The sequence below is a fragment of the Marinobacter sp. PE14 genome (assembly GCF_053566155.1).
Genome location: NZ_JBQXNY010000001.1, coordinates 980,275 through 995,531 on the forward strand (window position 1 = coordinate 980,275; position 15,257 = coordinate 995,531).

Here is a 15,257-nt window from a genome sequence, read left to right on the forward strand (position 1 = left end):
TTACCAGCCTTCCAGTTTCGGGCACTCTGTGGCCCGGTAGCTCTTGTCCCGATAACAGACACCGGGTTCAGTGGTTCGGGCAGTGAAAATCTCCCCTGCCGCTGTGGTCAGTCGTACCTGTCCGTAAGGCTCGCCATGACGGAATGTGGCTTCGATCGAGCTGCCGTTGGGGTTTTTGAGCAAGCCCTTGCCGTGGAACTTTCCTTCAATGTATTCGCCCTCGTATTTCTTGCCGCTGGCGAAGACCTCGGCCCCCGTGCCGTGGAAGGCGCCGTTGGAAAATTCGCCTTCATAATGTCGACCGTCGGGGTAGGTCAGCGTGCCGGTGCCATGAAATTCGTCGTTCCGGAACCCGCCGACGTAGAGCATGCCATCCGCGGTGGTCAGGGAACCGTGGCCATTAAGCTGTCCGTCCTTCCAGTGGCCGGTCAGTATGTCGCCGTTTGCCAGTGTAAGCGTGCCTTTGCCGTTGAACTGGTTGTCCCGGAATTCGCCGGAGTAGCGCGAGCCGTCGGCACTGCGCCATTCACCCTCGCCCTCGCGGTTGCCTGCAGACCAGCCTCCCTCGTAGCGGCCGCCGTCGGGATACCAGGCGGTGCCCTGGCCGTGGAATTCGCCGTCCACGAAATGGCCCTCGTAGCGCAGTCCTTCTTTGTCCTGGTAGGTGCCATCGCCGGTCTTCACGCCGCCGACCCAGATCCCGTCCCGGAAATTCACCGTGGTCAAAGCTTCCAGTTCGCCCACCAGGGTCCTCTCATTGCCGGCTTCCAGGGCAATGGAGCGGTTCCAGGGTTTGAAGCCCGGCTTGGTGATAGTGACCTCGTAGCGGCCCGGATCCAGCTCAAGATCCAGGCGGGTCGCGCCATATTCCTTGCCGTTGATGGTGACCTGATCGCCGACAACGTTTGAGCGTAGCACCAGCAGCGCCTGCGTCGGTGGCTGCGTTTGCTGTTGTTTTTCCGGTTTTTGCGGATTTGCCGGGGCGATGTCTGTTCCGGTCGCCATTACCGATGGCGGTTCAGCCACCGCCAGAACCTCCGGGTTTTCCGGCATGGATGGAACGGTAAACGGAGTGGCCTCCACCACGGGTGGGCGCGAATCCCGGGCAGCCTGTTCGGTTCTGGCGGATGCCTCCGGAGCAGGTTCAGGGGCCGGCTCGGGCTCGGTAGTAATAGAGGCAACAACTTGATCTGTAGAGGGTGGTTCGAAGGCTTCTGCCATCTGGAGGTCTTCCCGAACCGAGGCGAACCCGGCGGTCACGAGCAGCATGAGTGCCAGGGCATTTACGAACAGAAGCGGTCTGAAATCGACCATGACGGAACCTCTTGATCCTGCATTCTTGGAATTCTGTCTACCGGTTCATCTTACCCAGTGAGTGCAACGCTATGTAACAGAAAGTGACGGGGAGTTACCGAGAATGCAGGCCAAATCACACTTTATCCGGAAGCTGGTCATGGTTGAGTTGCTCCCATGATCTCATGTACACGTCGGCTTCGTATTGATAAGGCGATTTGAAAGGGGTTAGCACGAAATCGAAGACGAGAAAGAAAAATCCGATGGAGGCCCAGGCGATGGCCAGGGTGCTGATGGTCGTTGCCTGTACCTCCGGGTTCGAGTTGACGAAATTCTGCAACACCGGAATCAGATCCGATGCCATCGCAACGGGGTTGAAGCTGGCCATCACCAGTGGCACCCAGAAGGCGATGAATATCGGGAAGAACCCGAATGACCAGAGCAATCGGCGGAGCAGATAAAGCGCAACTTCCCGCCAGAAGCGCTGTCTGACTTCCGGTACTTTCCGGATCCGCTCAAGGTAGCGCCGACGTTCTGCCCAGTAGGCGGCTACTTCCGGGGCCTCAACGGCCTTAGGTTGGGGTGCAGGTGTTGTCATGTACGGCGCGGTACCCTATAGCTTCTGGAGTGATGCATGATAAGCGATACTACGTGTTACCCTACAATTCTCCAATTGTTTAAAGACAGGATAGTTTGAATGGCTGCAGTGATCGACAACGCAACCCATCCGGCCTTTGAGAAACTTCGCAGTCACCGGATCGATACACTCAACCTCGAGGTCGAGGAGTATCGCCACAAGAAGACTGGCGCCCGCCATCTGCATCTGGCAGCCGACAACGACGAGAATGTGTTTTTCGTGGCCCTGCGTACCTTCCCGATGGATTCCACCGGGGTGGCTCATATTCTGGAACACACGGCATTGTGTGGCAGCGAGCGTTTCCCGGTTCGCGACCCGTTCTTCATGATGATTCGGCGGTCACTGAACACGTTCATGAACGCCTTCACCAGCAGCGACTGGACGGCCTATCCCTTTGCGAGCATGAACCGGAAGGATTTCGACAATCTGCTGTCGGTTTACCTGGATTGTGTGTTTTTCTCCAAGCTCGATCCGCTGGATTTTGCGCAGGAAGGTCACCGCCTTGAGTTCGATAAGCCGGAAGACCCGTCCACGGATCTGGTATACCGGGGTGTTGTATATAATGAGATGAAAGGCGCCATGAGTTCGCCTACTTCCCAGCTGTGGCAGAACCTCAGCAGTCACCTGTTCCCGACCACTACCTATCACTACAACAGTGGCGGCGAGCCCGATCACATTGTGGACCTGAGCTACGATGACCTGCTGCAGTTCTACCGCCACCACTATCACCCCAGCAACGCGATATTTGCTACCTACGGCGATATCCCGGCTCATGAGCATCATGAGAAATTCGAAGAGCTGGCGCTGAAACGGTTCGACCGGCTGGACATCGATCTTCCGGTTCGCGACGAGAAGCGCATGTTCGCTCCGGTCAGGGTAGAGCAGGGCTATGCGGTCAACGAAGGCGAGGATACCGACAACAAGACCCACATCGTTGTTGGCTGGTTGCTCGGCCACAGCTTTGATTTGCAGGAGAACCTGGAGGGCCAGCTGCTCTCTGCGGTACTGCTGGAAAACAGTGCTTCACCACTGATGCGAGCCCTGGAAACCACGGACCTTGGGCATGCACCTTCGCCCATGTGTGGTCTGGAAGACTCTAACCGTGAAATGACCTTTGTTTGCGGCATCGAAGGTAGTGAGCCGGACAAACACAAGGATCTGGAAGCACTGCTTGAGTCCACGCTGCTCAAGGTGATGGAGGACGGCGTCAGCCAGGAACGTCTGGAGGCCATCCTGCATCAGCTCGAACTGCACCAGCGGGAAATTGCTGGTGACCAGTTCCCATATGGCCTGCAGCTGATCATGAGCGCCATCGCACCCATGGTGCACGGCGGTGATCCTGTTGAATTGCTCGATCTGGAGCCTGTCCTGGCAACGCTCCGGGAAAAAATCCGGGACCCGCAGTACGTGCCGGATCTGATCCGCCGTAAGCTTCTTGAGAACCCGCATCGGGTCACCTTGACCCTGCGGCCGGATGAAAAGCTCGAATCTCGCCGGCAGGAAGCCATCCGTGACGCGCTGGCCCGTCGCAAGGCCGAGCTGACCGATGACGAGGTCCGGATGATTGTTGACCGGGCAAGGGCGCTGGAAGAGCGCCAGATGCACAAGGACGATGACTCCATTCTGCCAAAGGTGGATTTATCTGATGTGCCTCTGCAGATGCCTGAGCCGGACGGGCGTTATGACGGCGACATTTCAGCGACCGTTTATGCACGTGGTACCAATGGTCTGGTTTACGAGCAGATAGTTGTCCCGGTGCCGGCTCTGACCGAAGAGGAGCTGCTGCTTGTGCCTTACTACACCACCCTGATTTCCGAAGTGGGCTGCGGTGATCTGGACTACCTGCAGATGCAGGACCGTATCTCTGCGGAGTCTGGTGGTATCGGCGCAGCGTTCAGCGCCAAAGGCCGTATTGATGATGTTCAGGCGTTGTCAGGACACATCATCTTCAGCGGCAAGGCACTGGCCCGTAACCGCAGTGAATTGACCCGTCTTCTACGGGATGTCTACACCAATGCCCGCTTTGATGAGAAAGAGCGAATCCGGGAGATCATTGCGCAGATCCGGGCCCGTCGCGAGCAGGCCGTAACCGGCAGTGGCCATGCCCTGGCCATGGGCGCGGCTTCACAGGGTATGAGCCCAGGCGCCTGGCTTTCTTTCCGGCTGGGTGGTCTCGCCGGTATTCGCGGCACCAAGCAGCTGGATCAGGCCCTGAAAGATCCAGAGGAATTGACGGCGCTCTGTGACAAGCTTTCTGCATTGCACGAGAAGATCGGCAAACAGGGGCGGGAGTTCCTGGTGATTGGAGAAGAGGATCAGCTCCCGGCGATGGTTGATGATCTGAAATCCTGCTGGCGTGATGCCTCGGAAGCGGGGATTGCAGGCTGGAAAATGGAACCGGTCAATTACACAACCCGTGAGGCGTGGCTGACCTCCACTCAGGTCAACTTCTGTTCCAGGGCCTACAGCACTGTCGCTGTCGATCATCCCGATGCGGCGGCACTGACGGTGTTGGGTGGTTTCTTGCGTAATGGTTACCTGCACCGCGCCATTCGGGAGAAGGGTGGAGCCTACGGCGGCGGCGCCGGGCAGGACAGCGTGAACGGCACGTTCCGGTTCTTCTCCTACCGTGATCCGCGCCTGGAGGAAACGCTGGACGATTTCGACGCGGCCCTTGCGTGGCTTCAGGACAATGACCACGACTATCAGGAGCTCGAAGAGTCGATTCTTGGTGTAATTGGTCAACTCGACAGGCCCCGTTCCCCGGCGGGTGCGGCTCGTCATGCCTTCCACAACAAGTTGTTTGGCCGCAGCCCGGAACAGCGGGCGAGGTTCCGGGAGCGTGTGCTGTCGGTCACACTGGATGATCTGAAGCGTGTGGCGAGAACCTGGCTGGTGCCGGAGAAAGCCAGTACGGCCGTGGTAACCAGCCCGGAAAACCGGGCCAGGGCCGAGGAGCTTGGTCTGACCATTCAGGAACTGTAAAACCGATATAAAAAGAGGCCAGATGAAATGCTCATCTGGCCTCTTTTTAGCGTGAGTCATTTCTTATTTTGCCCCGATGACGCCCTCTAGCCTTCTCTGCCTCTAGCGTTGCCGCTTCAGACCGGTTGTCACCATGATTCGGGTGGAGATCTCCTCAACCGAATAGGCCGTGGTATTCAGGTACGGAATCCGCTCACGCCGATACATCAACTCGATTTCCTCAATCTCGTACATGCACTGCTTGATGGATGAGTAACGAGAGTTTGGTTTGCGTTCGTTGCGGATGGTTGCCAGCCGCTCCGGCTCGATAGTCAGCCCGAAAATTTTCTCTTTGTAAGGTTTCAGGGCTTTCGGGATCTGCTGGTCTGCCAGGTCTTCTTCGGTAATCGGATAGTTCGCCGCCTTCACGCCATATTGCAGTGCCAGATAGAGACAGGTGGGGGTTTTCCCGCTTCGAGAGGCCCCAACGAGGATCAGGTCTGCTTCATCGTAATGCCGGGTGCGTGCGCCATCGTCATTATCCAGCGCGAAATTGACGGCATTGATCCGGCGTTCATAGCTGCCTTCATTGTTGATGGCATGGGATTTACCGACGGTATAAGAAGAGGAGGACTGAAGTTCCTGCTCCAGGGGGCTGAGAAAGGTACCGAAGATGTCCACCATGAAACCCTCGGCGGTGGCGATGATTTCCCGGATATCACTGTTTACAATGGTATCGAACACCAGCGGCCGTGCGCCGTCTGTCTCGGCCGCCTTGTTGATTCGTGTGACCATTTCCCGGGCTTTTTCTTCATCCGCAATATAGGGAACGGTGACCCGTTCAAATTCGATCTTTTCGAACTGGGCCAGAAGACTGTGCCCCAGTGCTTCGGCTGTCAGGCCGGTGCCATCAGAAATGAAAAAAGCAGTGCGTTTCATGCTGTATCGTCCGGTTCCTTGGTTCCTTTATTCCTGGCCTGGTGGCCTAGGTAATTTCCGCAGGTTACAGTATCATACACGCCAAGTTCGAGACTCCGCAGTGGATATTGTCTGCTTTTACTGCTTGATACCGCTGGCCCGATTTTGCTCTTAGCTTTACAGACTCAAGGGAGACATGCTTTGGAAGATTACATTATCTGGTTTGATCACCTGGGAATGTCCGATGTCGATCGGGTAGGCGGGAAGAACGCCTCACTCGGCGAAATGATCAGTAATCTCGCCAACGCAGGTGTTACCGTTCCGGGTGGCTTCGCCACCACAGCGCACGCCTATCGTGAATTTCTGGCTACCGACGGCCTGAAGGGCCGGATCGACGAGGCTCTGGATGCCCTGGACATCAACGATGTCAACGAACTCGCCCGGGTTGGGGCGAAGATTCGCCAGTGGATTATTGAAACGCCATTCCCGGACGTTCTGGAAAATGCGCTGAAAGAGTCCTTTGCAGCGCTACAGGATGGTAACGAGCATATGGCCGTTGCTGTTCGATCCTCCGCAACGGCGGAAGATCTGCCGGACGCCTCATTCGCTGGCCAGCAGGAAACCTTCCTGAACGTCGTGGGCCTCGAGCAGGTACGCACCTCTGTAAAGGAAGTGTTTGCGTCGCTGTTCAATGACCGCGCTATTTCCTACCGCGTGCACCACGGTTTTGACCACAAGATGGTCGCTCTCTCAGCGGGCATCCAGAAGATGGTGCGTAGCGAAACGGCGGCCAGTGGCGTGATGTTCACGCTGGATACCGAGTCCGGTTTCCGGGACGTGGTATTTGTGACGGCCTCTTACGGTCTGGGTGAGACCGTCGTTCAGGGTGCTGTAAACCCTGATGAATTCTACGTACACAAGCCTACTCTGGAAGCCAATCGTCCAGCCGTCCTGCGGCGCAATCTGGGCAGCAAGGCCATCAAGATGGTCTATCACACCAAGCCCGGTGAAGGCGAGTTCGTGGAAACGGTCAAGGTTGAGCAGGAAGACCGTAACCGATTCTGCATCACAGACGCGGAGGTGGAAGACCTGGCCCGCCAGGCCATGATTATCGAAAAGCACTACCAGCGCCCCATGGATATTGAATGGGCGAAGGATGGTGATGACGGCAAGATCTATATCGTTCAGGCCCGCCCTGAAACCGTTAAAAGCCGCGCATCCGCTAATGTCATGGAGCGGTACCTGCTGAATGAAACCGGTAAAGTACTGGTCGAAGGCAGGAGTATCGGCCATAAGATCGGTAGCGGCCCGGTGAAGATCATCACCAGCATCAAGGAAATGGACCGTGTTCAGGCCGGCGATGTGCTGGTAACGGATATGACCGATCCGGACTGGGAGCCAGTCATGAAACGGGCTTCCGCCATTGTTACCGATCGTGGTGGCCGTACCTGCCACGCTGCAATCATTGCCCGCGAGCTGGGCATTCCGGCCGTGGTTGGTTGCGGCGATGCCACCGAGTTGCTCACCGACGGCCAGCAAGTGACCGTGTCTTGCGCCGAGGGTGATACCGGCATGATCTATGAGGGTGCCCTGGACTTCGAGCTACGGGAGAACACCGTCGACTCCATGCCCAACATCCCGTTCAAGATCATGATGAACGTGGGCAACCCGGACCGCGCCTTCGATTTTCAGGCGCTGCCGAACGAGGGCGTGGGGCTGGCGCGGCTGGAGTTCATCATTAACCGGATGATCGGTGTCCACCCCAAGGCACTGCTGAACTTTGACGGGCTGCCCCGTGATATCAAGCAGACCGTCGAAAAGCGCATCTCCGGCTACAGTTCGCCGGTGGATTTCTACGTCGACAAGCTGGTGGAGGGCATCTCTACCCTGGCGGCTGCGTTCGCGCCCAAGAAAGTGATCGTGCGGCTGTCGGATTTCAAATCCAACGAATACGCTAACCTGATCGGCGGCACCCTGTACGAGCCGGACGAAGAGAATCCGATGCTCGGTTTCCGGGGGGCCTCCCGCTACATCTCCGATACCTTCCGGGACTGCTTCGAGCTGGAATGTCGCGCCCTGAAAAAAGTACGTAATGAAATGGGCCTGACCAATGTGGAAGTCATGGTCCCGTTTGTGCGCACTGTGGGTGAGGCGGAACAGGTAGTGAATCTCCTGGCGGAGAACGGACTCAAGCGTGGTGACAACGGTCTGCGGGTCATCATGATGTGCGAGCTGCCGGCCAATGCGCTGCTGGCGGATCAGTTCCTGGAGCACTTTGACGGCTTTTCCATCGGCTCCAACGATCTGACTCAGCTGACCCTGGGTCTGGACCGGGATTCGGGCATCATCGCGCACCTCTTCGATGAGCGTAACGATGCGGTCAAGGCACTGCTTTCCAACGCCATCCAGGCGTGCAAGAAGGCCGGCAAGTACATCGGTATCTGCGGGCAGGGGCCATCGGATCATCCGGACCTTGCCAAGTGGCTGATGGATCAGGGCATTGATACCGTGTCACTGAACCCGGATTCGGTACTGGACACCTGGTTCTTCCTGGCCGACGAAAAAATCGACTGAGTTTATTTCCAGGATAAGGAGAGCGACAACGTGACTACGATAATTACCCCGGACCTGTGTGATGAATTTCCGGAAGTGCTGGTTGTGGAACCCGGCTTCAATAACTACGGTGGCAACAAGGCGTTTGGCGGTGAGATTGTGACCGTGAAGTGTTTTGAAGATAACTCCGTGGTGAAAGAGCAGGTTGGCCAGCCTGGGAACGGTCGTGTAATGGTCGTGGATGGTGGCGCTTCAAAGCGCCATGCGCTATTGGGCGACATGCTTGCGGAGAAAGCTGCGAGCAACGGCTGGGCCGGCCTGATCATCTATGGTTGCGTGCGCGACGTGGATGAGATTGGCAACACCGCCCTGGGTGTGCAGGCCCTTGGTACCCATCCCAGAAAGAGCGAGAAGCGTGGCCTGGGGGACCTGAATGTTCCGGTCACCTTCCACGGCGTTACCTTCCACCCCGGACACTATGTCTATGCCGATAACAACGGCATCATTGTTTCTGAGAAGCCTCTGGTTTGAGGCTTTTCCCGGAAGAGACAAAAACGGCGGCCAATGGCCGCCGTTTTTCGTTCAGCGAGTGACTTCGCTGATGTTCGTTCCCAGAAGGAATCCGTCTCCCTCCGGTTCGCAGCGAATGACTTCGCACACAGTCTCCAGCGGCGGGAATTGATCACTGCTGGAGTGAAGAACCGTGTGAAGTTCCTCGCCAACGCTCACGGCCTGCTCAACGTAGAGTTGCATGCCGGTCGCGCTCAGATCACGGCAGATCCCTTTGAAGCGGTTGCCCTGGCTGTCGCTGATCTCGATCTCCGAATTCACCTGCATACGGTGGAAATCGCGTTTCTCCGAATAATCCTTCATGGCATCAGGCCCAGTTGTCGGTTTTTCTTGTCGGTTTGAGCATCGGAATGAGTAGTGCCAGCAAAACGCCTCCGAGAACGAGGCCGGCGCCCAGCAACATGAAATCGTATTCCTTGCTGGCTTCCAGACGCTCGTTTTCAGCCGTGAGCACTTCAAGGTCGTTGCGAATCTTCTGGTTCTCTTCCCGCAGCTCGCGGTTGCGACGTTCCAGATTGATGGAATCGGCGGCGATACTCTTGATCCGCTGTAGCTCTTCCTGGAGCTCCTGTGAACGGTCAGAAAGCGAGGCCTCGGAGGTTTCCAGAGAGTTGCGCTCACTGACGACGTTAGACAACTGTTCTTTTACCTGGGCGAGCTCAGCGCGCGTTTCTTCCAGCTGACGGTTGGCCGTGCGCAGGCGATCTGCGGCAATGGGTGTCTCGCTCAGGTATTGGCTGGAAACCCAGCCCTCGGTGCCCTTGGGGGTGCGAACCAGGGTGTATCCGGAATCGGAGGCCTCAATGACTTCCAGCGGCGTGCCACTGGGAACCGCGTTTTCGATGATCCGGAACTGAGAACCTGCGCCGGACCTCACCGGTAGGTACAACTGGTCGTCAACCCAGACAGTCTTGGCCTGGGCAGCAGCAATGGAGGACACTGCGAATAACACACTGATTGCGAGACGAAAAAGCGTCACTGGTTACGTTCCCTGAAATTCTGCGGTTGAAATCTGAGTCTGATTAAAAGCGCAATTTTGTCACAGATGCCCCGCCGTGCAAGCGCGCCATCATTACAATAAACTCATGGGCCCCCAAGGCCTGCTCACGGGAGGACAGCTTTGAAAGGCTTTACCACAACCTTTTCATAGACGCCTGCCTCCACATAAGGATCGGCATCCGCCCAGGCCTGGGCCGCTTCCAGCGAGTCAAATTCTGCGATTACCAGGCTACCGGTAAAGCCGGCATCGCCGGGCTCTGGAGTATCCAGCGCCGGATGAGGGCCAGCGACAAGCAATCGGCCCTCGGTTTTCAAGGCCTGAAGTCGGTCGATGTGAGCGGGACGCGCGGACTGACGCAACGGCAGGCTGTTCTCGACATCTTCACTGATAATGGCGTAGTACATTCAGCTCTCCGAACTGGTTTTCAAAGACAGGATAGTTGATCAGACAATCAGCGGTCGTGTCGTGCAAGGGTTGGCTGGTACACTGTTAAACCCTGGCAAGCCGCCAGTTATCTGAAGATTCAGGATATTTTGTGACTATACCGCAAGACCCGCATTTGTGCATTGATCTGCATTGCCACAGCACGGCTTCCGATGGCGCGCTATCACCGGCAGCGCTGGTCGAACGCGCTGCCGGTCGGGGTGTCACCCACCTGGCCCTGACTGACCACGACACCATCGCGGGCCTTGCCGAAGCCGAAGCGGCAGCGCAAGCGCAGGGTATCGTCCTGATTCCGGGGGTTGAGCTTTCCTGTCTCTGGAAAAGCCGAACCATCCACATCGTCGGCCTGGATTTTGATGCCGGGCAGGCTGGTTTCAGGCAGGCGCTGGAGCAGCAGAACGACAATCGCTGGGCTCGTGCTCGAATGATCGCGGAGCGCCTGGGCAAGCTTGGTGTTGATGATCTTCTCGGTAAGGCCGCCGAGGCGGCCGGTGGCGACGTGCCCGGACGGCCCCACTTTGCCCAGGTTCTGACAGAGGCTGGCGTGGTTCGCAATGCTGCACAGGCATTCAAGCGATATCTGGGTAACGGTAAGCCCGGTGATGTAAAGGCTTTCTGGCCGGAGCTTCCAGAAGTCGTACGCTGGATCACCGAGGCGGGTGGCGTTGCGGTTCTTGCTCATCCCCGAAAATATCAGCTTACAGCAACCAAACTCAGGGAACTGACCGCGGATTTCCGAAGGGCAGGGGGGCAGGCAATTGAGGTGTCTACCTCAGGCCAATCCAGTGGTGATCTGGGTTTTCTTGCAGAGCTGTGCTGGAAAGAGAAATTGCTGGCATCCCAGGGCAGTGATTTCCACTTTCCCGGCGCTCCCTGGTGTGAGCTTGGCCGCATCATGAAAATGCCAGACGGGCTCGAGCCGGTCTGGCATTCGTTCAGACAACCTGTTCTGAGTTCGGCGCCGGCTTAATCCGGCGCGTGGAATAGCAGGTACAGATCCGTCAGTGAGTCCGGGATGGCTTCTGCCATCTGCCTGGATAGCTTGTCACTGTTGCGAACCTTCTGGAAATCCTCGTCATCGAACAGTCCTGAGAGTGTCAGCATTGGCACCATCAGATCGGCCGCTTCTTCTTCGCTGGCCGCTTCGAGCCATTCTTCTTCGTGTTCAAGGAAGGTGTCCACGAACCCGGCGCACCAGTTTTCCAGTGCGTTCATCGGGTCGCCATCCTCCGGCTCCGGAAGTTCCAGGGCCTGCCCCATGTCCAGGGAATGGGCCATGTCATTGGCCAGCTGGGCCGAGCAGCGCCTGAACACCTCGGGTATCCCGGTATCGGGCACCTGATCGGTGCCCGTGGCGAGGCGGAAGATTTCTTCCGCGCTCACTTCAGCCGGGCCGACGACGCTGGCGCAGACTACCCCATGGAAACCGAAGAAATCCAGGGCATCATCGCCCCAGGGCTCGGCAAAGAGGATGTCTTCCAGCGCTTCTATGTCGGAGTTCGATAGCATCAGTTAGTTACTCCCGGCCTTTTTGGCCTCTTCCGCAGCCTTCTGGCGCTTGCGGACTTCTCTAGGATCATTGTAAGCGCGGCCTGGCGTTACCGGAACGTCGACTGCCGGGGCGTCCGCAGGCTTGTCCTTGGCCATTGCCTCCGGAGCGGAGGCCTTCTCTTCCTTCGCGGGCTCTGCTGTTTTGGGCTCGGCTTTCTTGGGCTCGGCCTTTTCGGGGTTGGCCTGAGCTGCTTCCGGCGGCTTTGGTTCCGGTTGAGCCTCGGGATTCTTGCGCTCGGGTGCTACCTTCTCATCCGCTGGCTTTTCGACCTTCTCGGGTTGTGGTGCCTCCTCCGGTTCTACCTTGGCGGCTGGCGCTTCCTTGGGCTTCGCCGGCTGCTTCTTCGCCCGCGGCGCTTGTTCACCGTCGGCCGTGGCCCTGGATTCCGGCTTTGGCCTCGGAGCTGCCTCTTTCTCGGGAGCCTGGTCCGTCACCGGCTTTGGCTCATCAGTGGCCGCGGTGCTCTTGGTAGGACCTTTGTCTGCGGCTGCTTCTTGAGCCTGGTCGGCAACTTTTTCGCTCTTTTCCTCAGGCTTCTGGTGAGGTTCTGAGCTTTGTTCTGCCTTGGCCGGCTCGGCTTTTTCAGTTTGCGCCTGAACAGCTTCCTGCTTTTTAGCTGGCCTGTCGGCAGCGGGTTTTGTGTCCGTTGCCGGTTGAGCCTCGGGCTTGCTGGCCGAGGGCGCTTTGTCTGCGGATGCCTTCTCGGGCTTCTGCTCTTGTGCCTCTTTTGCCGGCTCTTTCTGAGCAGCCGCGGGTTTCGGTGCTTCGATGGCCGCCGGCGCAGTATCGGCTCTGGTTTCGGGCTTGTCAGACGCCATGTTGACGGCTTCCTTCGCCTGCTCGGCTTTCACCTCGGGCTTGGCATCGTCACCACCGTTTTCCGGCTGTGTGTCCTTCTGATGCCTCTCGCTACGAGCGGCTTTTCGATCAGCTGGAGCGGACGCCGGTGCTTCCGAAGGAGAGCCGTCGCGGTTGCGCTGGCGACGTGGCTTTCTGCGCTTCTCTTCTGAACCGGTCTTGTCTGCTGGCCCGGACTTGGCCGCATTATCCTGCGGGCCCTGATCCTTCTGGTCAGTCTGATCGCGGTTATCCTTCTGGTCCCGCTGGGGCCTGCTGCGGCCTCGGCCCTGGTTGTCGCGACGGTTGTCACGGCGATTGTCAGAGCCTTTGTTGTCGGCGCTCTTGTTGTCGCCTCCGCGATTATCCTGGCCTTTGTTTTCGGATGCCTGGCGACTCTGATTGCCACGGTTCTGGTCGTCGTTGCGGTTGCGCCCGCGGCCACGGTTGTCCTCACCACGGCTCTGTTGGCCGCCCTGGCGACGGTCGTTGCCACTGCGGTTGCCGCCTGCACGCTGGTCATCGCCACGGGCTACCCGGGATTTGCGACGGTCCTGACGGCCCTGATTACGAAGATCTTCGCGTTGGCTCTGGCTCTGTTCACCTTTCTCGATCTTCTGCTCTTCCTCGCCACTGAAGAAGCCGGAGATCTTGCGACCGAGTCTGCGGAGGAGGCCTTCCTCCTGCTCGACGGTTTCATCAGCCTTTGGTGCGGCCGGGGCAGGCGCGGGTGCGCTGGGCCGGATGGCTTTCACCGCAGCCTGTTCGCGTGCCGGCTTCTCAGGGGTCGGGGCCTCAAAGATTTCCTCTTCGCGCTCGCTGTATTCCTGGGCCACCTGATGGCTGGAAATGTGTTCGGGCGTTGTTTCATCCTGGCGCATCCGGATGATTTCGAAATGTGGTGTCTCCATGTGCGGAACCGGCACCACAACCACGCTTACTTCCTGGCGGGCTTCAATGTCGGCCAGTTGCTTGCGTTTTTCGTTGAGCAGGAAAGTGGCGACGGAAACCGGGACAACGGCTCGTACTTCCCCGGTCTTGTCCTTTGACGATTCCTCGTAGATCAGGCGCATGATGCTCAGGGCGAGTGACTCGATGCCACGAATGGTGCCCTGACCTTCACAGCGGGGGCACACTTCGCTACGGGTCTCGCCCAGGGAGGGGCGCAGGCGCTGACGGGACATTTCCAGCAGACCGAAGCGAGAGATCTTGCCGACCTGAACCCGGGCCCGGTCGATTTCCAGGGCCTCGCGCATCTTCTGCTCGACTTCGCGCTGGTGCTTGGCAGGCGTCATATCGATAAAGTCGATGACAATCAGTCCGCCCATGTCACGCAGGCGCAGCTGGCGTGCGATTTCCTCTGCCGCTTCCAGGTTCGTCTGGAGAGCCGTTTCCTCGATATCCTGGCCTTTTGTGGCGCGGGAAGAGTTGATGTCGATGGAAACCAGAGCCTCGGTAGGGTCAATCACGATGGAGCCGCCGGAGGGTAGTTTCACTTCCCGCTGGAAGGCGGTCTCGATCTGACCTTCGATCTGGTAGCGGCTGAACAGGGGGATTTCGTCCTTGTACAGCTTGATCTTGTTTTCGAAGGTGGGCATGACTGCACGAACGAAATTCACAACGTCTTCATAGACGCCGTTGGCGTCAATCAGAACCTCGCCGATATCCTGGCGAAGGTAGTCACGAACCGCACGGATGATCACGTTGCTTTCCTGGTGAATCAGGAAAGGGGCCTTGCGCTCGCCGGCGGCCTGTGTGATGGCCTCCCAGAATTGCACCAGGTAGTCCAGATCCCACTGGAGTTCTTCGGTGGTACGGCCAATGCCGGCGGTACGAACGATGATGCCCATGGATTTCGGCACCTGCACATCGTTCATCGCTTCTTTGAGCTGCGCCCGCTCATCGCCCTCAATGCGGCGGGAAATGCCGCCGGCACGGGGGTTGTTGGGCATCAGCACCAGGTAGCGGCCAGCCAGGGAGATAAACGTGGTCAGGGCTGCGCCCTTGTTGCCACGTTCTTCCTTGTCGACCTGCACAATCACTTCCTGGCCTTCGGAAACAACGTCCTTGATGTTGATCTTGCCTTCGATCTGGCCAGGCGACTTCTTGAAGTATTCCTTGGAAATTTCCTTCAGCGGCAGAAAGCCGTGGCGCTCGGCGCCGAAATCCACAAACGCGGCCTCAAGGCTGGGCTCGACCCGGGTAATGCGGCCCTTGTAGATATTGGCTTTCTTCTGCTCGCGGGAGCTGGATTCGATATCAAGGTCGAACAGACGCTGGCCGTCAACCAGGGCGACGCGCAACTCTTCGGGATGAGTTGCATTGATAAGCATTCTTTTCATGGAAAGAAAGAGTTCCTGTCGTTTAATTTGACAGAAAACCGGAGGGGATCGCATCAGCGAAGCAGGATGTGCGTGCCGCGGGCCCTGTTACTTCAAGAGCGGACCGGCGGCCAGACGAATCAGACCCTTCTGGGGTTTGATCCTTTA

The 15,257-nt window shown here is 57.9% G+C and carries 12 protein-coding genes; 4 read left to right on the plus strand and 8 right to left on the minus strand.

The genetic code is table 11. The annotated features are described in order from the left end of the window. Entirely contained in the window at positions 1-1,314 is a 1,314-nt protein-coding gene (locus ACWJ62_RS04690; protein ID WP_449285135.1) for an MORN repeat-containing protein, read from the minus strand. A 115-nt stretch (positions 1,315-1,429) separates the two neighbouring features. Beyond that, positions 1,430-1,891 (minus strand): hypothetical protein, encoded by a 462-nt coding sequence (locus tag ACWJ62_RS04695; RefSeq protein ID WP_449285136.1) that lies wholly within the window; start codon positions 1,889-1,891, stop codon positions 1,430-1,432. A gap of 99 nt (positions 1,892-1,990) precedes the next feature. Between ACWJ62_RS04695 and ACWJ62_RS04700 the strand changes: the two genes are divergently transcribed. Further along, positions 1,991-4,915 carry an insulinase family protein gene (locus ACWJ62_RS04700; protein ID WP_449285137.1) on the plus strand — a complete coding sequence of 975 codons (2,925 nt, stop codon included), beginning with the start codon at positions 1,991-1,993 and terminating at the stop codon, positions 4,913-4,915. A 102-nt stretch (positions 4,916-5,017) separates the two neighbouring features. On the opposite strand, the gene ppsR is transcribed toward ACWJ62_RS04700, so the two are convergent. Further along, positions 5,018-5,833 (minus strand): posphoenolpyruvate synthetase regulatory kinase/phosphorylase PpsR, encoded by an 816-nt coding sequence (gene ppsR, locus ACWJ62_RS04705; RefSeq protein WP_449285138.1) that lies wholly within the window; start codon positions 5,831-5,833, stop codon positions 5,018-5,020. Positions 5,834-6,049: 216 nt separating this feature from the next. On the opposite strand from ppsR, the gene ppsA reads away from it, so the two are divergent. Further along, the gene (gene ppsA / locus ACWJ62_RS04710) at positions 6,050-8,386 is read left to right on the plus strand and encodes a phosphoenolpyruvate synthase (RefSeq protein WP_449285355.1); all 2,337 of its coding nucleotides are present in this window, start codon (positions 6,050-6,052) and stop codon (positions 8,384-8,386) included. A gap of 30 nt (positions 8,387-8,416) precedes the next feature. Further along, positions 8,417-8,896 (plus strand): ribonuclease E activity regulator RraA, encoded by a 480-nt coding sequence (gene rraA / locus ACWJ62_RS04715; RefSeq protein WP_008174943.1) that lies wholly within the window; start codon positions 8,417-8,419, stop codon positions 8,894-8,896. Positions 8,897-8,947: 51 nt separating this feature from the next. Here the strand turns inward: rraA and ACWJ62_RS04720 are convergent, their stop codons facing one another. The 3 genes from ACWJ62_RS04720 to ACWJ62_RS04730 form a co-directional block, all read right to left on the minus strand. Continuing rightward, positions 8,948-9,238 carry a PilZ domain-containing protein gene (locus ACWJ62_RS04720; RefSeq protein WP_449285139.1) on the minus strand — a complete coding sequence of 97 codons (291 nt, stop codon included), beginning with the start codon at positions 9,236-9,238 and terminating at the stop codon, positions 8,948-8,950. Between the two features lie 4 nt (positions 9,239-9,242). Beyond that, the gene (locus tag ACWJ62_RS04725) at positions 9,243-9,914 is read right to left on the minus strand and encodes a TIGR04211 family SH3 domain-containing protein (RefSeq protein ID WP_449285140.1); all 672 of its coding nucleotides are present in this window, start codon (positions 9,912-9,914) and stop codon (positions 9,243-9,245) included. 125 nt (positions 9,915-10,039) lie between these two features. Continuing rightward, positions 10,040-10,339, minus strand: a complete 300-nt coding sequence (locus ACWJ62_RS04730; protein WP_449285141.1) for a YciI family protein — start codon at positions 10,337-10,339, stop codon at positions 10,040-10,042. Between the two features lie 131 nt (positions 10,340-10,470). Between ACWJ62_RS04730 and ACWJ62_RS04735 the strand changes: the two genes are divergently transcribed. Then, the gene (locus ACWJ62_RS04735) at positions 10,471-11,349 is read left to right on the plus strand and encodes a PHP domain-containing protein (protein ID WP_449285142.1); all 879 of its coding nucleotides are present in this window, start codon (positions 10,471-10,473) and stop codon (positions 11,347-11,349) included. Here the strand turns inward: ACWJ62_RS04735 and ACWJ62_RS04740 are convergent. Both ACWJ62_RS04740 and rne read right to left on the minus strand, forming a co-directional pair. Next, positions 11,346-11,888, minus strand: a complete 543-nt coding sequence (locus ACWJ62_RS04740) for a YecA/YgfB family protein (RefSeq protein WP_449285143.1) — start codon at positions 11,886-11,888, stop codon at positions 11,346-11,348. The genes ACWJ62_RS04735 and ACWJ62_RS04740 overlap by 4 nt on opposite strands. A gap of 3 nt (positions 11,889-11,891) precedes the next feature. Then, positions 11,892-15,110 (minus strand): ribonuclease E, encoded by a 3,219-nt coding sequence (gene rne, locus ACWJ62_RS04745; protein WP_449285144.1) that lies wholly within the window; start codon positions 15,108-15,110, stop codon positions 11,892-11,894. Positions 15,111-15,257: the final 147 nt, after the last annotated feature.